The following is a 19,370-nucleotide window of genomic DNA, read 5'->3' on the forward strand; positions in this document are numbered from 1 at the left end:
CTTCTTAATAACATACTTAATTCCAGCTATTCCCCCTGCGGCAATTAACCCTGTACCTGTAACAGCAGTTACTATACTAACGATTGTCATAATTGTAGATCCTGTGTCTATTAAGTAAATAATTCTATTCGCCGAGAGATGGGTGAGTCCTAATTTTGTAGCTAAAAAACTACTTTGATCCGAAAAACCAGTACTTGTTACAGAGATATCCCCAGTAACTGTACCCAGAAACCCTATCGTGATAATCGCAATCAAAACTAAAGTTGAAACTATCACCTTTTCCTGCTTAGATGCATTTAGATTCATCCACTACCTCCTCTTAATTATTTAAATTCGCTCCCTTTAAAAAACATTTTTATACATTAAAAGAAATAACTGGAAGTGATATTTATAGTTTATATTATACAAGATATTTACATAATAACAAGATTTAAATTAGATTTTTTATACAATTAGAATTATAGAATAGCGACAATTTCACAATAAAGTTTGCGAAGCAATTTGAAATAGGTAATACGTAACACAATAAATCACTATAACTATTTTTTTTAATTTAGTCGTACTTAATAATCTATAAAAAACATATATAGCCAACATTAAAAATGGATTAAACATAACAAAATATATATTTGTAGATGGCGTTATTAATTTATCATCTTCGAATAGATTTAAACAGCCTAATGGGACAGTAATTAACATATTAAAGAAAACCACAACACTTATGATGTATAGGTATTTAATTTTTGAAGTATCATCCTGCATTAACACACCAAAAAAGTAAAATATTATACTAACTAACATTAGACCTACTAATATAAATATTAAAACTAGTATTTGTCCAGTTACTATAAGAGTGATTAACGTCGAATCTTCTAACGAATTTACCCCACTCTGTTTTACTGTATTAAGTACACTATCTAAAAGACTATATTGATAAAATGTGTACATTGTAATTATACCTATCCATACCATTAATACATTTTTAAACGATATTTTCTTATTCATAAATATCTCCTTTTTTAAATACTCACCAACAAAGCCCAGAATAGTCCTAAAGATATAACAACAAAACTAATTAATATAAATTTTTTCATATATGCATTAGAAAAATATTTATATGCTATGATAGAATATAAAATTAAAGCTACTTCAATTAAAGGTAATGCTATAATACTAAATTCCTTATTAATAAAAATAATAATAAAAGCGATTATTATCATTAAAGTGGCAACCTTGTCCATTATTTTCATTGTATTCTCCTTTCCATTATTAAGAAGGCGTTATATACCATTCTATTAATCCGGCTAAGCAAATCAAAATTAAAACTAAAATAATTAGAGTTAGTATCTCTAAAAACCCTTGATAAAGTACTATCCTTACTCTTTTTTTACTAAAATACATTCTTATAATTAGGTCTACCGCTTTAAGTCCTATAGCTGATGCAAGAATTAGGGCTGGAAGCTCCAATATACCATGGGGAATTAATTTCACTAGTATTTCTGATATATCCATATTATTTTGGAAAGCATCCCTTATGGCTACCCCTATAATTAAACCATTAAATAATCCATAAAATAGAGTTGTGCCACCAAGTGTTAAAATGCCAGATGCTAAAAATAAACAAGCAACTATATTATTTATTATAAGATGAAGAGCACTATCCGCCCTAATATACGTATCCATATAAGATTCACTAGTAGATATGTTAAGCCCCATTAATACCCCACTACATAATATGAAAAACGCCATCAAAATAATAACTATATTATTCTTTAAAGATATAACAATTAAACTGCTTGCTTTTCTAATCATTTATATAAATTCCTTTTATAATATCTTCAATCTCAGCCAATGAAAATTCATTTGTAGATAATTGTTCTCGAATGTTTCCTTTGTGCAAAATAAATATTTTTTTGCTTAGTGAATAAGCTAACTCTAAGATATGAGTCGTAAAAATTACAGTATTTAATTCTGCATAATCTTTCAAATAACTTTTTATAGAATCTGTACTTATAAGATCAACTCCTGTTAAAGGTTCATCTAAAAATAATATATCTGGATTATCAATAATAGCCGAAGCTATAGCTATTTTTTGCTTCATCCCATTACTGTAAGTTGTTAGTAATTTATCCTTAGAGTTATATAAGTTAAAAAGCTTTAACTTATCTCTAACAATATCTGAACGCTGTTCTTTCGGAACCCCTAAAATAGAAGAAACAAACATTAAATACTCTTCTCCACTAAGGTATTCATACAAAGAAGGTGTATCTGGTACAAAGCCTAATCTCTCTGTATTTATATTTATATCTCCACTATCATATTTGACATAGCCTAATATCGTTTTAAATAGCGTTGTTTTCCCCACACCGTTTGTACCAACTATAGAATATATACCATTGGATTCAATACTAAAACTTAAATTATTCAATACCTGTTGTTTTTGATACTTTTTATTTAAATTATTTATTTGTAGTATTGTCATTTAATAAAAACATCCTTTATATATTTATTCTTTAAAAATTTTATTGTCAGGAATTGAGCTAATATATATAACGCTAAAATTACAGGGATTAATATAATTAAATACAATTCACTCAAAGAATATATACCCAATTTTTCAGAAAGATATGTAGCTATTAACAAAGGTAAATATAAGGGGATTAATATAATACTTAACAAATTATTAACCCTGGTCCCTTTTTCTGATCCCCCAATTTCAAAATGGTGTTCCCAATTTAGTTTAGGATATAAACCAGTCGTAGCTAATTGAAATAAACCAGATAACATTCCAAATGAGAAAGAAATTGTAGCGGTTAAAAACATTAACAAAAGACTTCTTGACAATAAAAAAACTATTAACCCTACTGTACTAGTTGTTATCAAAACAAAAAAACTATATATATATAATTTTTGTCTTACTAAATTCCATACAGTGTATCCTTTATTTATAAACAAATGAATGCTATTTTTTTCAGCATCAACCGATAATATCGTCCTTAAAGCATCTCCGATTAATTGAAAAGAAGGTATTATAAGTATTAAACATATCGCAATAGCAGATGTATAAGGCGATTCACCGAAGTAATAATAAATAAATGGTAAAGTCATCCCCATAAAAAATAATAGTCCTAGCGTAGTTTTAATAATATATTCAATAAACCAACTCCCTGCTCTTTTCATATGAATCATATCCTTAGTATAAAAAGGAATATCACTTTTTATAAATAGATTCCCTTCACCCTTAACCAAAACATCGCTAGCTAGATTTCTAAATCCTATTAGGTCAAATTTCTTTATTGTATATAGCCACAAATAAGAAAGCCCTACTATACATAAACTTATCAAAAATATGTAAAAGTAATACATATCTCGAATGAGAACAATCCTCATATATTCTATCGCAATGTTTATCGCATCAATTTCTGATATTTCCCTTATTTTATTAAGTACAAATTTATCATTCAAGACTAACGATAGAATCAAATAAGGTATTAGAAAAAGAAATACCCCCATAATAAAATAGTTAAAAACTCTCATAGCACTAATTTTTTTATTTGAATAAAGGATTTTCGAGATATTAAATTGTATATATGTTATTAACAGACTTAATCCTACATTGAATAAAATCATAAAAGGTATAATTTTAATCCAAAATACCATTTCAAAATCCTTGATAAAAATTATAGGTAAAATAAACGGTAAAAAAATTCCTCCCCATATAAAAAACGACTTAAAAAAGGCTGAAAATGTAATACTAGATAAAATTCTCATTTGCTTAAACACAGTTAACGAATCTAGTATTTTTGTTTCATCTAAAAGAAATAAATGTTTATTTTGATAAAAATAACCAAAATTATTTAACATAGATACACAAAATAAAAAAAGTACAAATAATGGTAATAAATCTAATGTTACCTGCGTTTTAACAGTAAAGTATATTGAAAATGTAAAAATCACTAAAAATAAAATAGCAAAAAAAGAAAAAAGGTATTTTATGAATAGTTTAAAGTTGAAATTATGTATATCCCAATCCGCAAAAAACTTTCGATATTTATATTTGGAATTGAAAACAACAAAAGAATAATATTGTTCTAACTTTTTTCTCATTTAAATTCTTCCTTTCACAAAAATCAATCTTTTTCTATTTCCATATTAAGTTGATGGCATATATTTATTATAGATACTCTGAACCTAAAAATAAACCCTTATGCAACCTTTTTTGTAAAATTTTATAAAATAATCCTTTATCAACCTTTTTTGTAATTGTTTTTTATCTTACAACTGAGTCCATAACATACTTTATATCTATGAAATTGATTTCCTACCTTCCTTTACTAACTTATGTTGGTTCTGGGGTAAAGTTATGACCAATTCTTACATCAATATCTTCCGAAAATTGAAGGTGTTCTTAACGATCATCTACAATCTCTTTCAAATAGTTGAGCTTTTCTTTCACATTTGGATTTTCTCGAATCATCTCGTCTTTTTCTACCACTTGAATGACTTTTTGGCAGTATTTAATTTCATCAATTCAGTCATTCGTTATATACACATCATCCTATTTTTGGCAAGAAAAAAAGACCAACATTTTCCTGTTGGTCTTTCGTATATGTATCACTTTTCAAAGCGATCTAACATCTCATCTCTCATTCCGAAACTCACTACCGCAATTCCTACATACATAAACAGAAGGAACGCAGGATGAACTGTGTTGTACCAAGTGCTATCAACAATTAAATAAATCGTTAATGCGACAACAAGAACAAACGCTAAGATAAACATATAAAAGTGTCTTGTACTACCCATAATAAACTCCTCTCTTCTCACTTCACCATTCAACAGTATATTTTATCGAATAATTCGATATGACTCAAGGTTAACTTTCTGTTATGTAATCAAGTTCCACCTTTACAATGTCCTCACATGCTATTGAAATGATCGTTCCTTGCTTATCAATTGCCGTCACTTCTCTATTATCCATTACACGATGCGCTACTCTTTCCAGCACTTTTCCTTGGTCTCGATAACAAAATTCTTTTACATCTTTAATCGTTTTTCCGTTTTCTAAATGGTATATCATTCTATAACACCGATATCCCACATTTTCACCCCCAGCTTGCTCGTTTTTTCACATATACATAAAAATGAGTCATTCCTATCTCATTACATCTTCTTAATTTCAATAAAATTCTAACAAAAATAAATACTTTTATCAAACTGACTTTTTCAACAAAATCACCTATGAAACTGCTTCTTTACGCCATTATGAAACAAAAAATATAAAATAGTAACATTTTCTTCACCACTTCTGCATAAAGTGAAACTTTAATCAGTGGGGGATTTTTGTTCATCTCCATTGATTATCAGCCCACAAATCGCGGGACAAATTCTCCATACAAAAAAGAACCCGCATATAGCGAGTTCTTCCTTTGTTATTTTAATCAAACTTGTACAGGAGCTGGTTTTTCATAACGTAAAACTGGTTTACGTGCAGCCATCGTTTCGTCTAAACGTTTAATGACTGTTGTATGAGGTGCTTCTTGTACAACTTCTGGATTTTCTTCTACTTCTTTAGCAATTTGAATCATCTTATCAATGAAACCGTCTAATGTTTCTTTTGATTCTGTTTCTGTCGGCTCAATCATAATACATTCTTCCACATTTAATGGGAAGTAAATTGTTGGTGGATGGTAACCGAAATCAAGCAGGCGTTTTGCAATATCTAATGTACGTACACCAAGTTTCTTTTGACGACGACCTGATAATACAAACTCATGCTTACAATGTCTATCGAATGGAAGATCATAGAATGGTGCTAGTCTTCTCATCATATAGTTCGCATTTAATACTGCATACTCCGTTACTGCACGTAGTCCATCTGGACCCATAGAACGAATGTATGTGTATGCACGAACGTTAATTCCGAAGTTACCATAGAACGGTTTTACGCGCCCAATTGCTTCCGGACGATCATAGTTAAAACGATAGCCATTTTCCGTTTTCTCTAAGATCGGTTTTGGTAAGTACGGAATTAAATCAGCTTTCACACCTACTGGACCAGAACCTGGACCACCGCCGCCGTGAGGACCTGTAAATGTTTTATGAAGGTTTAAATGTACAACGTCAAATCCCATATCTCCTGGGCGTGCTTGGCTTAATACCGCATTTAAGTTTGCACCATCATAGTATAATTTACCGCCTGCATTATGGACGATTTCTGCCATTTCTAAAATATTTTCTTCGAATAAACCTAATGTATTAGGATTTGTTAACATAAGTGCTGCTGTTTCTTCGTTTACAACACGTTTTAAATCTTCTAAGTCAACAAGACCATTCTCATTTGATTTTACTGTAATTGTTTCAAAACCAGCTACAGTTGCAGATGCTGGGTTCGTTCCGTGAGCAGAGTCAGGCACAATTACTTTCGTACGGTTAAAGTCACCATTTGCTTCATGGTATGCACGAATTAACATTAAGCCTGTCCATTCTCCGTGTGCACCAGCTGCTGGTTGTAATGTAACAGTATCCATACCTGTAATTTCAATTAAATGCTCTTGTAAGTCGTACATTAATTCCATTGCACCTTGTACTGTCTTTTCATCTTGCAACGGATGAATATTTGCAAATCCTGCAAAACGAGCTACACTCTCATTAATTTTTGGATTATATTTCATCGTACAAGATCCAAGTGGATAGAATCCAGAATCTACACCGTGGTTACGGTTTGAAAGTGCTGTATAGTGGCGCATAATGTCAAGTTCAGATACTTCTGGTAGCTCTGCATCTTCTACTCGAATATAATCGCTCTCAAACACATCTTCTAGTTTCACTTCTTCTATATCTAATTTTGGTAGGCTATATCCTATGCGTCCTTCTTTACTCACTTCAAAGATAAGTGCTTGGTCTTGGTTCTTCATTGGATAGCCCCCATTTCGTTTACAAGTGTGTCAATTTCCTCTTTTGTACGAAGCTCAGTTACTGCTACAAGCATATGATTTTCATGCTCTTTATAATCACGGCCTAGGTCGTAACCGCCGATAATATTCTTTTGTAATAATGCATCGTTTACTTCTTTAACTGGACGCTTGCAATCTACAACGAACTCATTGAAGAACGGTCCAGCAAATGTTACAGTGAAGCCTTTCGCTTCAAATTGACGTTTTGCATATTGTGCTTTAGAAATGTTTTGACGTGCCATTTCTTTCACACCTTGTTTACCAAGTGCCGTCATTGCAACTGATGCTGCTAATGCATTTAACGCTTGGTTTGAACAAATGTTAGACGTCGCTTTGTCACGGCGAATATGCTGTTCACGCGCTTGTAACGTTAATACGAATCCACGTTTACCATCTGAATCTACAGTTTGTCCAACAAGACGCCCTGGAATTTTACGCATAAATGCTTTCGTTGTTGCAAAGTAACCACAGTGTGGTCCACCAAACTGCGTTGGAATACCAAATGGTTGTGCATCACCGATTACAACATCCGCACCAAATTTTCCTGGTGGTGTTAATGCGCCTAATGATAATGGATTTGAAGAAACGATAAATAATGATTTTTGTTGATGAACGATTTTTTCAATATCAGCTAATTTCTCAACTTGTCCGAAGAAGTTTGGATATTGAACGATTACACAAGCAACTGTATCATCTACTTCACTTTGTAATACGTCTAAATCTGTTACACCATCTTTATGATTAATTTCAACAACTTCAAGATGTTGACCTTTTGCATACGTTTCAAGTACTGCTCTTGATTCTGGATGAACTGCGCTAGATACAAGAATTTTCTTTTTGCGAGTATGGCCAGCTGCTAGCATTGCCGCTTCAGCTAAAGCTGTACCTCCGTCGTACATAGAAGAGTTTGCTACATCCATTCCTGTTAATTCACAAATCATTGTTTGGAATTCAAAAATTGCTTGTAATTCCCCTTGTGAAATTTCTGGTTGGTATGGCGTGTAAGCTGTATAAAATTCTGAGCGAGAGATAACGTGATCTACAATTACTGGAGCGTAATGATCATATACACCTGCTCCTAAGAAAGAAGCGTACTCTTTTAAGTTAGCATTTTTACTAGCCATTTGAGTTAACTCTTTTAAAAGCTCTGGCTCTGATTTTGCTTCTTTAATTTTTAAATCCCCTTTAAAACGAACACTCTCTGGAATATCAGAGAATAACTCATCGATCGTTTGAACGCCGATCGTTTGTAACATTTCTTTTTTGTCTTCTTCTGTCATTGGAAGATAACGATGCAACATGAAATCTACCCCTCTCCCCGTTACTTTGAACGTTTATAAAATGGTGTTGGAACAACTACTGCTTTGACGCGTTTATTACGAATTTCAATTTCTACTTCTGTATCAACTGCTGCGTATTTTACATCAATTAGTGCTAAACCAATGCTTTTCTTTAACGTTGGAGATTGTGTACCACTCGTTACTTCCCCGATTTTTTCTTCTCCAATAAATACAGGGTAATGCGTACGAGGAATTCCACGTTCGATTACTTCGATGCCGACTAACTTACGAGGCGCACCGTTTTCTTTTTGCTCTTTTAACGTTTCTTTTCCAAAGAAGTCTGCTTCTTTATTTGGTTTTACCGCAAAGCCAATTCCAGCTTCAATCGGTGTAATATCTTTTGATAATTCTTGGCCATAAAGTGGTAATGTAGCTTCGAAGCGAAGTGTATCACGAGCACCTAAACCACATGCTTTTATGCCTTCTTCTGCTCCAACTTCAAGAAGTTTCTCCCAAAGTTTTGCAGCATCTTCACTCTTACAGTAAATTTCAAATCCATCTTCACCTGTGTAACCCGTACGAGATACAAGTGCTGGAATTCCATCTACAAGAATATCGTTTTTAAATTTAAAGAACTTAATTTCTTTCAAATCTTCTGACACAACTTTTTGTAAAATGCCTTCTGCTTTTGGTCCTTGAATTGCAAGCTGTGCAACTTCACTAGAAACATTGACTACTTTCGTATCGCCAATTACATGGCTAGCTAACCATTCGTAATCTTTCTCGATATTTGATGCATTGATTACTAATAAATAGTCTTCTTCACCACGTTTGTAGATTAATAAATCATCTACTGTACCACCATTTTCGTAGCACATAGCTGTATATTGTGCGCCTCCTACCTTTAAGGTAGAAACGTCATTTGTAACAACACGTTGTAAAAATGCTAAACTATCTACACCTTTTACCTCAACTTCTCCCATATGAGACACATCGAACAAACCTGCAGCCGTACGTACAGCTTCATGTTCTTCTTTAATGCTTGAAAATTGAACTGGTAATTCCCAACCACCGAAGTCGATTGTTTTCCCACCATACTTCGCGTATACATCAAATAACGGTGTACGTTGTAATGTAATCATGCTCTCTCCCCCTTATGCTTTGACAAATCAATAAAAGTTGCTCGCCATATCTAAACATTTTCACTCTGAAAAGATAGGATATACGGAATCTCATTATATTTTTTTATGAAAGCGTAAATAAAAAATCACTTTCTTGGATAAAATACGAAAGATTCCACACATTTCACACCATTATCCTAACATTATTCGCTATATTTCATCAATATTCTAGCATAAAAAATAATTTAGAATTTTTTATTCTTAATCTAATTAAATACAACTTTCAAAATTTAGCCCTTTATCTTTGCCTATTCTTTAACTTTTAGTATGTGTAATAGCGCCTTATTACAAGGCTTATATAATAAAGATTTTTTTAAAAATTACTTTAGTTTATAAAAGGTGGGAGAGTCGTAATGAATGTCGATATTTCCGTAGATCGAACGTGGCAAAACAATTTTTTAAATAGAATTGACGAAGATGGCCCTTGGACAAACTGGGATTTATATCATTTAGCTTATAAAACAGAAAAATCGTTACTTGTTCCTACTTTCGATGGATTACAAGCACCGAAGCATTTATCTCATTTCACACCACTTCCTCATCAATTAGAAGTCGCTCAAAATGTCATTGAACAAATGAATGGCAAAGCGATACTAGCAGATGAAGTGGGACTTGGGAAAACGATTGAAGCTGGGCTTATTTTAAAAGAATATATGGTCCGCGGCCTTGTGAAAAAAGTACTTATACTCGTCCCTGCCTCTCTCGTATCACAATGGGCATACGAACTAAATACAAAGTTTTTCATTCCAGCTGTAGCCCAAAGGAAGAGCTATTCATGGGAACAAGCCGATGTGATTGTATCATCAATTGATACTGCAAAACGTTCACCGCATCGCGATATCGTTTTGAACTTAGAATATGACCTTATTATTATCGATGAAGCACATAAACTTAAAAATAACAAAACAAAAAACTATGAATTTGCACAGCGATTAAAAAAGAAATTTTGCTTATTATTAACTGCTACTCCTGTTCAAAATAAGATTGATGAAATTTTCAACCTTGTTTCTTTATTAAAACCAGGACATTTAGGCAATCAATCCAACTTTGAAGAATATTACGCTTCCAAAAATCGTTCCGCCGAATCTGATGAAGATTTAAAAGCTCTTATTAATAAAGTAATGGTCCGAAATCGACGGCATAATACCGGAATTGATTGGCCAAAGAGACATGTACGTACAATTTTCGTTGAGTTTAATGAAGAAGAGCAAGCTTTGTATAACGGGATTGAAAATTGGCGAGGACAAGACGCCTTCACATCCGCTTTCTCATCGTTAACTTTAAAACGAGAAGCTTGTAGTAGTCGTGAGGCTGTGTACTATTCATTAAAAAAACATGTAGAAAAACGACAGAAGGAAAATGAGCATTACATAAAAGACCCGCATATTGATGTGCTAATGGACAAAATTAATCATATTCCTTTCAACTCAAAAGCGAATAAAGCTCTTGAGCTTATAAAAGAAATTGACGATAAAGTCGTCATCTTCACAGAATATCGAGCATCACAAATGTACTTACAATGGTTTTTACAACAACACGGCATTTCTTCCGTTCCATTCCGCGGCGGATTTAAACGTGGGAAGAAAGATTGGATGAAGGAGCTTTTCCAAAACCACGCACAAGTATTAATTGCAACTGAAGCTGGTGGTGAAGGGATTAACTTACAGTTTTGTAGCCATATGATCAATTATGATTTACCATGGAATCCAATGCGCCTTGAACAAAGAATCGGACGTATTCACCGTCTTGGTCAAAAGAATGATGTTCATATTTATAACTTAGCTACAAAACACACTGTTGAAGAACATATTTTGAAACTGTTATATGAAAAAATCAATTTATTTGAGCGTGTTATCGGGGAACTTGATGAAATTTTAACGAGAATTAATATGAAAAACATCGACGCGCACATTCAAGAAATATTTGCGCAATCAAAAAGCGAAGGAGAAATTCGAATTAAGATGGAAAACTTAACATCTATTATCGACTTCGCGAAACGAAATGAAGCTGAGGTGCAAGGCTATGCAGCAACATGAAATTCATAATTACTTATACAATTTTTTCGAGGCGAATAACTGTGAAATTTTAAACCGTTCCCCTCATCTATTAGATGTGCAGCTAACAATTGAGATGGATAAATTATTAATGAATCGCCCTTTTTATTGGCACTATCTTGAGAAAACAGGAGGCGTACCGAATCCGATGCGCCTTACTCTTATTACAAATCCAGAAAATGAAGAAAACGATGGCGAGCTTATTCACTACGGTTCACCACGTCTTCATCAAATTTTCCAAACGACAAAAGAATTAGGCTCTTACATACGTTTATATGAGGAAGTAAGGCATAGCGGGGCAACACATACACCGCTCCATCCGTGGCTCGGTGTAAATATTAAAGTTTCCTATCAATGTGATCGAAAAAAAGACATCCTTCACTCCATTGGGATTCATCTCATTTCTGGCACAATGATCGCAAACTTTCATGAAACATTAGCCAAAATTAAACTTACACCGAAAATACCTGACTTTTGTTTTACGCTCTCGCCCATCATTAAACCGCAAAGTGGTTTACAACGTATAGAGGATGCTTTAAAGAATATTATTGCGGAAGATGACCATACGTGGGCGAAAGAAGCAAGAGTGCGCTGGAATCACGATTTAGACCTTTTAAATCGTTTTTATGAAGAAAGTGATGAACTTCCCGAAAGCTATGAAATTGAAAAACAAGCACTGCAAGAACAATACGAGCCACGCATTACCGTGCAAATTATTAACGGTGGACTCTTTTATGTTACCGCGAATCATTTTCTAGCTTAAAGAAGCCCCTTCTGTTTTAGAAGGAGCTTTTTTTGAGTTATCCTCTATCGCCATTACGCTCTTGTTGTTTTTGCTTTGCCATACGTTTTTGATGCGCACGATCTTTTGCACTCACATGATTTGCATCAGTAGGAAGGTTTTCTTTTGAACGGCCAATTCCATTACTCATCTTTTCCACTCCTTCTTATGTCTTTCAAAATACACCCTTATTTTCAGCTAGAGATACAATCCTTATACAAAAAAATAAGAGCAGCCATTGGCTACTCTTACTTACTCACTCACATATTTTTGAAACATATCATGGATGCCTTTATTTACGAGGTTCGAGATCTGCTCGTCAGATTTATTCGGATAACGATCACGCAATCTGATAGATGCCTTCACCATTAAATTTTCTAATACAGAACGGCCACCTTCTCCATAAATAATTTCAGCATACTTAACAAGCCTTCCATCCTCTACTGTTGCCGGATTATGATTGAAGAAAAATTTACTCATTGTCTCCACCTCTCTTTTTTGATAACGTTTACATTTATATAGATTATTTATGTTATTTATTTCACAATATTGTATGCATGTATATTTAATTAGTTTCATTATAAAGCAACATATCGATAGTAAATATGTGATTTTCCGTCCATTTTGTGAACAAACTAAAAATGAAAGCGTTTCCTTTATTATATACTAAAAAAACTTACTACGCTAGGGGCAATTTTTTCAATCTACTAATCCCTCAAAAAGCGATATATTTTTTCTTTTCCCATTAAACCTTATACAATTTTCAGAAATTATATTATAAAATATATGTATGACTTAAGGAGGCCCTATATGAATCAAAATAAAAAAGCTATATTAGATCTTGTCTTTTATCTCGTAATCCCATTCCTCATTTGGAAATTTGCAAAACCTTATATCGATCCTTATTACGCGATGTTACTTTCCTCTGTTCCAGGAATTATTTATACACTGTATACCTTTAAAAAAGAAAAACAGTTTAACGTAACAGGATTCTTTATTTTAATTACACTCATTTCTAATACAACAGTGGATTTATTATCTGGATCAGCTGAACGCATGTTGTGGAACGATGCGTATTATCACATCGTACTAGGTATTATCGTTATATGTACCATTTTTATAAAAAAACCACTTATGTTATATTTCGCAGCAGATATTGCCGCACTGCAAGGCCATGACCGTGATAAAAGTCGTGAACTGTATCGTGATAGTCGTATCTATCCGGCACTCCAATATTTAACGCTATTTTTCGGGCTACAATTCATATTAAAAAGCTTCTTAAAGATTTATTTCATTTCTGTTTTCGGTGTAGATGGCTATGGTGAAATGAGAGCGATTATGACCGCTGTTGGATGGGGCATTTCCATTTGTATCGGAATTGGATTTGTCTGGGTGAACAATAAAATACATGCCGTTACAGAAGAAAAAGAATCCGTACAGTAAATAAAAATCCCCTAGTAGCATCATACTACTAGGGGATTTTTATTTTGCTACACATATTACGAAATCGTTAACTTGATTTTTTCCTTTTATCTTTTACGTTTCGATAAAACAAAGCAGCACTTAGTGGCATAACACCAAACCATTTATTCATAAATGGCTCTTTTTCAGCACGGCGTTGTTCTTTCTTTTGTTTACGATCTTCTTTTGGAGCATCCATATACGACACAAACTGCTGTGTCACAAAGCGAACATAATCATTAGTAGACATATTATCATCACCTCTACTTGATTAGTATGTCCACTTTTTTATTCATTAATCTTTTCTTTTAAGTCATTCATAATTTGCTTTACAGACTTATTTGTCGTATCGATATAAATATGAGCCTCTTCATAATAAGCTCGGCGCGATTCAAATTTTGCCACAAATGCCTCTATATCTTTCTTCTGAAATAGTGGCCGTGTCGTATCTTCCCGAAGTCTTTCTGCAATTACATGTGGATCACAATATAAATACACGACAGTTCCATTTTCCTTCATCCACTTTCGGTTTTCCTCTCGTTCAATGATGCCACCACCAGTTGTAATAATTACATTACAACTCGGTAGTGAACGTAACATTTCACTTTCATATTCCCGAAAAGCCATTTCGCCTTCTTCAGCAAAAATATTACGAATCGCCTTTTCTTGCTTCTCTTCAATTTTTTGGTCTGTATCGACAACATCCATATGAAGTTCTTTACTTAACGCTTTTCCAATTGTTGTTTTCCCAGCTCCCATATAACCGGTTATGTATATAGATTTCATGTTCGTTCCTCTCAATCATCCGTTATTATTTGTTATTATAACGAATGATTACATTATTTAATAAAAAAACGTTTTGTTCTTCTTATAAAATAAAGAACAAAACGTTTCATACACGCTTTTACTTATAAGCGCCTCTTCTTACCCACTGCGTTGCAATCCATTTCTCACCTTTCGTTACAGGTGCCCCTCCATGTAACGTAAGCTCATTTAATGATTGGTCTTGATAAAAATACTCAAAGTATACTGCCATTCCCTTTCTAGGGTGCACAGAAAGATTTAATTTAGGGAAGAACGTTTCTCCGCCCTCTTCTACATCATTTAAGTACATGACAAGCGTACTAATACGATTATTAGCAGCTGATCTACTATGTTCCGCAAAATAATCATAGTGTGCTTTATATTGTTGATCCACTTCATAATTTAAAATGTGTAATCCTTCTCCATGCGACGCAGGAACATTCATGATAGATGAAATTCGTTTTTCAATCTTCGCAGTAAGTTCATTATCGTCTAAAAATGCACCCTTACTCGTTCGAATATCATTTACATCACGTGATGAACCCACTTTAGAACGTGCTAACTTACTTTTAGACAATTCAATTAATTCATCACATTCTTCATCGCTTAATACATTTCCTAACACGACAATAAGAGGTTCTTCGAATTTTGAAATAATGTGTATTTCCCTATCTTCCGTCATAATTGCATTTCCTTTATGATCAAAAATAGTTTGTTCCTTATTTTCACCTATTTGATTGTTATTTGTCATTTCCCTATTCTCCCTAAAAAAATATGTTTGGATAGCTTGAATATATCACATTCTTTCTACCTTTCTCTTTTTTGAGAAAATTTAAACTTTCAATTGTTTTAAAATGAGAAATTATGGTTTTTGTTCACACATTAAACAGACTATCCTTCTATCCAATCGAATATTTTTCCATCCTTTTTTCTATATCGAAAGCTTACTTTATAGAAAACTTCCTGCTTTATTTTGCACTGCAACGAAACGAGAATATCATCGTTTTCAAAGACGTAATTTCCACTTGCTTCGCCCTTTTCATATTGAAAGAAAAATGTATCTTCCTTTTCTTGTTGCTGTAAACCTTTTTTTATACTTGTAATCGATCGATTTAGTAGTTCCTCCAGTACAAACTTTTGCTCTATTTCAATATAAAATTTTTTATCTATAAGCAACATATTCGTTTCGTATACAAAGAAGGAAGTTAATAATACAAGAAAAATGATTGTTCCTGGCATCGTAAATCCATCTTGTTTTCTCATATATTTATTTCCATTTTGCTATATCTTACAGCTACACCTTCATATATTTTCCCACTCATATCTTTCACATTTATAAAGAGCAAATGAGGTGTTACTTCATACGAAACCATTTCAATATTTTGTAATATAAATTCTCTTCCGCGCATATTCACTTTTCTTATCAGATGATTATTCAATTTTTCATACGTCACTTCATCTCCAGTGCGAAGACGGAAGCGCAAAAGGGTATCTTTATTTTCATTGACTACTTTTTCTACAAAAGATACTTCCCGAAACTCTAACTGTACTTGTCCTAAAAACACATCCCATTCCCAATTATTTAATCCTTTTGATTGATTATTTTCTATCCCAATAAAATTTAAACGTGGCAAGAGTAAAAAGAACAGTGATAACAGAAAAAAACATACGATCATTTCTATTAATGTAAACCCAACTTCTAATTTATTTGTTCTCCTGCATAAAAGCATTGTTCCACCATTCTTCCTTTCACATCTTTCCACATAGCACAAACTTCATTTCCTCCCCAGTATGTGTAATATACATTTCCGTTTACGACTTTTTCTTGTTGTTGTTTCGCTCCATTTTCATATATATATAAAGCCGCTTCTCTTTTTAATAATGCAAATGCTTTATAACGAATTTGTATGTTTTTTCGTTCTTGCATAATCAATACTGTTTGCGGAAGTAGTAAAGACACTGCCATCATTACTATACTTAACGCTACAAGCATCTCAGCCATCACTGACCCTTTTTGACATTTCACGATACGTAAATCTCCCTCTTCCAAGCTGAAATACAATCTCATATTTATAACTTCGATACGAAAATAAAATCGTGCCACCTCTATTAATATTTCCACTCGGATTATATGTCATCGGATTTGGAAAAGTATTCAAATCAATTTGTATATCGCTATCATATTCTCTTTTAATGATAGTAAGATTCGTACTTAGTTCCCCTATATAATACGTATGTCTATCTTTATGCCATCGTAATGTATAGTGTTTTTGACGGTTTATCGCTAATTGTTGCATATACAAAATATCATTTGAAAACTGTCTTAAAAATTGGTCGACTTTTTGTTTTTCATGTAATGAATGTACGTTAAAATATGTGACCATACTTAGTACAGAAATTGCAAATAGAACGAGTAGCATTTCTAAAAGAGTAAATCCTTTTTGTTTCACAGTTTCCCAGTTGTTACTGTGCCATCATTTGAAATGTGAATGGATTCACCGTTTGGACACTTATCAGCTGTAATATATTTTTCATCCCTTAGCTCTTTTAGCGAGGGAATTTTATTATGTTGTAATTGGTATACTTGTATTTGAGCTTCTATAGATTTCACATAGGCTTTACATCCTGTTCCTTCGACGGATGAACGCTGTGTGACTACATTCGGAATAATTAATAGTAATAATACAGTTATGACGACCATAACTAATAACATTTCTAAAAGGGTAAATCCTTCCTCATTCTGCATGCAAACACCCCCTAAATAGAATTCATCATTTGAAACATTGGCATAATCATCGCTAAATACATAAGAACGACTATTCCTCCAATACACGTAAATAAAATCGGTTGAATGATTACTAACATACGTTTAACTTTTTGCTCCATCTTTTCCATAATAAGATCGCTATAGTCACCTAATTCAATCGCCAAATTACCGTTTGCTTGTCCATGCGTAATAATATAAGAAAGTTCTTCCTCATAATATCCACTTTTAGCAATAATAGATTGCAACGGTTCTCCCGCAATTAATTGGCGTTCAATTCGGCCCGCTTCATACTGAAAGAACGGATGATATTTTTGCTCCATCATTATTGTTAGAGCCTCAAGTACTGATAGTCCGCCGTGTAATAAACCGCTTAATTGAGTGGCGAAATAATGTGAATGCTTTAAAATAAGAAATGTTTTTATGAAGGGGATACGAAGCTTAATTTTTACCTGCTTCATATGCGGAAGTTTCCGAAAGTAAAATATATATACGCTACAACCAATCATAACGATAAAAATAGTACTAAAAATAAGATAGGGTAGTAGCTTAATTGCACTTAATATTTGTTCTGTAAATAACGATGCTGTAGAACCGAATGAACTATATACCATATCAACTTGCGGTAATAAAATGCGGTTAAAAATCAAAATCATGATTATTAAAAAAAACGCCAAAAACATAGGATACTGCATGATTTTCATCATATCTTTCCTATACTTATCCTTTTTATAAAGAAGTGCGCTCCCTTGTTGCAATGCAAAAGAAATATCACCATGTTGCTCGGCATAAAATAAATAACTTAACATATCCTGATGAAACTTTAACTGATGAAAAGAATCGTGTAGACTTTTTCCATCTTTTAATTCATCAATCATGTGCTGCAATTGTCCTTTCTTTTCCAAAGGTAATTGAAACCGTAAAAATTCTAATGCCTGCAAAAGGGAGTATCCTTTTTCTAATAGTTCTCCTAATCGTTTCAGCAATACTACTTGATCACTTAAACTCCATATTTTCTTAAACATACACATCCTCTTCTAAAAATCCTAAAGCGTATCCTTTTCGTATCGAAGCTTCTAATGTTTCGTGCTTGTATGTGACACATTCCCCATTTGCTTCTTTAATCGCTTGTTTTAACTCATATCCATATAACAACTCATAAATACTCGCTTGTCTGACTTGCCTCATTGATTTACATAAAGTTGAGCACTTTCTTTTGCAAAACGGACACTTCAATTCGACAAGTCGCTGTGCAGCTATAGCCAATAAAGATTGTTCAATTTCTTGCCTCGTTATACCAAAATCCATGAACCTGAGTATCGCCCCTTTCGCATCATTCGTATGCAGTGTCGTCATTACTAAATGTCCAGTCAAACTTGCTCTTATAGCAATTTTCGCTGTTTCTTCATCACGAATTTCACCGACTAAAATAATATCCGGATCATGGCGTAAAATAGCCTTTAACCCTGCCTCATATGTGATACCTGCTTTTTCATTTATTTGAATTTGTAATACATCGTCATTTCTTTTTTCAACTGGATCTTCCAGCGTAACGATGCGACGTGTTTTCTTTTTTCTAATGACCTCTAATAATGCATACATTGTTGTTGTCTTTCCAGAACCAGTCGGTCCAGTAAATACGAGTAACCCATGGGAGTAATGTAAAAAAGAGAGTAGTTTCTTCGCTGTACTTGGAAATAACGAAAGATGAGATAACGGCTGAATAGATGCTTGTAAATGAAGACGAATAACGAGACTTTCTTGATATACAGTTGGTAGCGTGGAAAGGCGTAAATATACTTCTTGCCCATCCATTTGTAAATACAGTGAACCATTTTGTGGCTTCCGCCTTTCCCCTATATCCATGGATGCTAAAAATTTAAAGTGTGAAACAAGTTTTTCTCCAAATTCCTTTTCGATACAATGCTTCGTCATTAAATCTTTCCCTATACGCAGTTGAACCGCTACATCCTTCTTCCGGGGCACAATATGTAAATCCGAAGCTTGTACCCTGCACGCTTCTTTCAAAATCGTATTCGCAAAACTTTCAATTCCATTCATCATTTTTCCCTCCCCACTATGTATATAG

At 33.2% G+C, this 19,370-nt stretch carries 26 protein-coding genes; 4 read left to right on the forward strand and 22 right to left on the reverse strand.

Annotation, left to right across the window (positions count from 1 at the left end; translation table 11 throughout):
• From MR113_RS13065 to gcvT, 10 genes are all read right to left on the reverse strand, one after another.
• Positions 1-306: uberolysin/carnocyclin family circular bacteriocin (locus MR113_RS13065; protein WP_242254691.1), on the reverse strand; the 306-nt coding region annotated here is incomplete at its 3' end.
• 713 nt (positions 307-1,019) lie between these two features.
• Complete coding sequence (locus MR113_RS13070; RefSeq protein WP_242254693.1) at positions 1,020-1,250, reverse strand: hypothetical protein; 231 nt, start codon at positions 1,248-1,250, stop codon at positions 1,020-1,022.
• 19 nt (positions 1,251-1,269) lie between these two features.
• Positions 1,270-1,812, reverse strand: coding sequence for a stage II sporulation protein M (locus MR113_RS13075; RefSeq protein ID WP_242254695.1), 543 nt, complete (start codon positions 1,810-1,812; stop codon positions 1,270-1,272).
• Entirely contained in the window at positions 1,805-2,482 is a 678-nt protein-coding gene (locus MR113_RS13080; protein WP_242254698.1) for an ABC transporter ATP-binding protein, read from the reverse strand. Before MR113_RS13080 ends, MR113_RS13075 begins: the two co-directional genes overlap by 8 nt.
• Positions 2,479-4,107, reverse strand: a complete 1,629-nt coding sequence (locus MR113_RS13085) for a hypothetical protein (RefSeq protein WP_242254701.1) — start codon at positions 4,105-4,107, stop codon at positions 2,479-2,481. The genes MR113_RS13080 and MR113_RS13085 overlap by 4 nt, the downstream gene beginning before the upstream one ends.
• Before the next feature lie 507 nt (positions 4,108-4,614).
• The gene (locus MR113_RS13090) at positions 4,615-4,806 is read right to left on the reverse strand and encodes a hypothetical protein (RefSeq protein WP_000535935.1); all 192 of its coding nucleotides are present in this window, start codon (positions 4,804-4,806) and stop codon (positions 4,615-4,617) included.
• 70 nt (positions 4,807-4,876) lie between these two features.
• On the reverse strand, positions 4,877-5,080 hold the full coding sequence (locus tag MR113_RS13095; RefSeq protein WP_000639160.1) for a DUF3929 family protein: 204 nt from the start codon (positions 5,078-5,080) through the stop codon (positions 4,877-4,879).
• 361 nt (positions 5,081-5,441) lie between these two features.
• Positions 5,442-6,917, reverse strand: coding sequence for an aminomethyl-transferring glycine dehydrogenase subunit 2 (gene gcvPB, locus MR113_RS13100; RefSeq protein ID WP_242254703.1), 1,476 nt, complete (start codon positions 6,915-6,917; stop codon positions 5,442-5,444).
• Positions 6,914-8,257: an aminomethyl-transferring glycine dehydrogenase subunit 1 gene (gene gcvPA / locus MR113_RS13105; protein ID WP_000903246.1), complete on the reverse strand. Its 1,344-nt coding sequence runs from the start codon at positions 8,255-8,257 to the stop codon at positions 6,914-6,916. Before gcvPA ends, gcvPB begins: the two co-directional genes overlap by 4 nt.
• 20 nt (positions 8,258-8,277) lie before the next feature.
• Positions 8,278-9,378 (reverse strand): glycine cleavage system aminomethyltransferase GcvT, encoded by a 1,101-nt coding sequence (gene gcvT / locus MR113_RS13110; RefSeq protein WP_242254705.1) that lies wholly within the window; start codon positions 9,376-9,378, stop codon positions 8,278-8,280.
• 392 nt (positions 9,379-9,770) lie between these two features.
• Between gcvT and MR113_RS13115 the strand changes: the two genes are divergently transcribed.
• On the forward strand, positions 9,771-11,453 hold the full coding sequence (locus MR113_RS13115; protein WP_061677397.1) for a DEAD/DEAH box helicase: 1,683 nt from the start codon (positions 9,771-9,773) through the stop codon (positions 11,451-11,453).
• The gene (locus MR113_RS13120; protein WP_242254707.1) at positions 11,440-12,234 is read left to right on the forward strand and encodes a YqhG family protein; all 795 of its coding nucleotides are present in this window, start codon (positions 11,440-11,442) and stop codon (positions 12,232-12,234) included. Before MR113_RS13115 ends, MR113_RS13120 begins: the two co-directional genes overlap by 14 nt.
• 37 nt (positions 12,235-12,271) lie before the next feature.
• Here MR113_RS13120 and MR113_RS28345 read toward each other — a convergent pair whose 3' ends face one another.
• Positions 12,272-12,403: a hypothetical protein gene (locus MR113_RS28345; RefSeq protein WP_000064661.1), complete on the reverse strand. Its 132-nt coding sequence runs from the start codon at positions 12,401-12,403 to the stop codon at positions 12,272-12,274.
• Positions 12,404-12,504: 101 nt separating this feature from the next.
• On the reverse strand, positions 12,505-12,732 hold the full coding sequence (locus MR113_RS13125) for a hypothetical protein (RefSeq protein WP_000032702.1): 228 nt from the start codon (positions 12,730-12,732) through the stop codon (positions 12,505-12,507).
• Between the two features lie 73 nt (positions 12,733-12,805).
• On the opposite strand from MR113_RS13125, the gene MR113_RS13130 reads away from it, so the two are divergent.
• Together MR113_RS13130 and MR113_RS13135 are read left to right on the forward strand one after the other, a co-directional pair.
• On the forward strand, positions 12,806-12,922 hold the full coding sequence (locus MR113_RS13130) for a hypothetical protein (RefSeq protein ID WP_003279814.1): 117 nt from the start codon (positions 12,806-12,808) through the stop codon (positions 12,920-12,922).
• A gap of 140 nt (positions 12,923-13,062) precedes the next feature.
• Positions 13,063-13,695, forward strand: coding sequence for a VC0807 family protein (locus MR113_RS13135; RefSeq protein ID WP_001073110.1), 633 nt, complete (start codon positions 13,063-13,065; stop codon positions 13,693-13,695).
• A 67-nt stretch (positions 13,696-13,762) separates the two neighbouring features.
• Here the strand turns inward: MR113_RS13135 and MR113_RS13140 are convergent, their stop codons facing one another.
• The 10 genes from MR113_RS13140 to comGA all read right to left on the reverse strand — a co-directional run bounded on the left by MR113_RS13140 (position 13,763) and on the right by comGA (position 19,342).
• Positions 13,763-13,963 (reverse strand): YqzE family protein, encoded by a 201-nt coding sequence (locus MR113_RS13140; protein WP_000106080.1) that lies wholly within the window; start codon positions 13,961-13,963, stop codon positions 13,763-13,765.
• A 38-nt stretch (positions 13,964-14,001) separates the two neighbouring features.
• Positions 14,002-14,499: a shikimate kinase gene (locus MR113_RS13145; protein ID WP_242254709.1), complete on the reverse strand. Its 498-nt coding sequence runs from the start codon at positions 14,497-14,499 to the stop codon at positions 14,002-14,004.
• Positions 14,500-14,617: 118 nt separating this feature from the next.
• Positions 14,618-15,268 (reverse strand): 2OG-Fe(II) oxygenase, encoded by a 651-nt coding sequence (locus tag MR113_RS13150; protein ID WP_242240398.1) that lies wholly within the window; start codon positions 15,266-15,268, stop codon positions 14,618-14,620.
• 140 nt (positions 15,269-15,408) lie between these two features.
• Complete coding sequence (gene comGG, locus MR113_RS13155) at positions 15,409-15,780, reverse strand: competence type IV pilus minor pilin ComGG (RefSeq protein WP_242254711.1); 372 nt, start codon at positions 15,778-15,780, stop codon at positions 15,409-15,411.
• Positions 15,777-16,247, reverse strand: coding sequence for a competence type IV pilus minor pilin ComGF (comGF, locus tag MR113_RS13160; protein WP_242254713.1), 471 nt, complete (start codon positions 16,245-16,247; stop codon positions 15,777-15,779). Before comGF ends, comGG begins: the two co-directional genes overlap by 4 nt.
• Complete coding sequence (locus MR113_RS13165) at positions 16,217-16,519, reverse strand: competence protein ComG (RefSeq protein ID WP_242254714.1); 303 nt, start codon at positions 16,517-16,519, stop codon at positions 16,217-16,219. The genes comGF and MR113_RS13165 overlap by 31 nt, the downstream gene beginning before the upstream one ends.
• Complete coding sequence (gene comGD, locus MR113_RS13170; protein ID WP_242254715.1) at positions 16,512-16,967, reverse strand: comG operon protein ComGD; 456 nt, start codon at positions 16,965-16,967, stop codon at positions 16,512-16,514. Before comGD ends, MR113_RS13165 begins: the two co-directional genes overlap by 8 nt.
• The gene (gene comGC, locus MR113_RS13175; protein WP_242254716.1) at positions 16,964-17,263 is read right to left on the reverse strand and encodes a competence type IV pilus major pilin ComGC; all 300 of its coding nucleotides are present in this window, start codon (positions 17,261-17,263) and stop codon (positions 16,964-16,966) included. Before comGC ends, comGD begins: the two co-directional genes overlap by 4 nt.
• A gap of 11 nt (positions 17,264-17,274) precedes the next feature.
• Positions 17,275-18,306: a competence type IV pilus assembly protein ComGB gene (gene comGB, locus MR113_RS13180; RefSeq protein WP_242254717.1), complete on the reverse strand. Its 1,032-nt coding sequence runs from the start codon at positions 18,304-18,306 to the stop codon at positions 17,275-17,277.
• On the reverse strand, positions 18,299-19,342 hold the full coding sequence (comGA, locus tag MR113_RS13185) for a competence protein ComGA (RefSeq protein WP_242254718.1): 1,044 nt from the start codon (positions 19,340-19,342) through the stop codon (positions 18,299-18,301). Before comGA ends, comGB begins: the two co-directional genes overlap by 8 nt.
• Positions 19,343-19,370 lie beyond the last annotated feature (28 nt).

It is taken from the genome of Bacillus cereus group sp. BfR-BA-01379 (assembly GCF_022663605.1).
Taxonomy (GTDB): domain Bacteria; phylum Bacillota; class Bacilli; order Bacillales; family Bacillaceae_G; genus Bacillus_A; species Bacillus_A mobilis.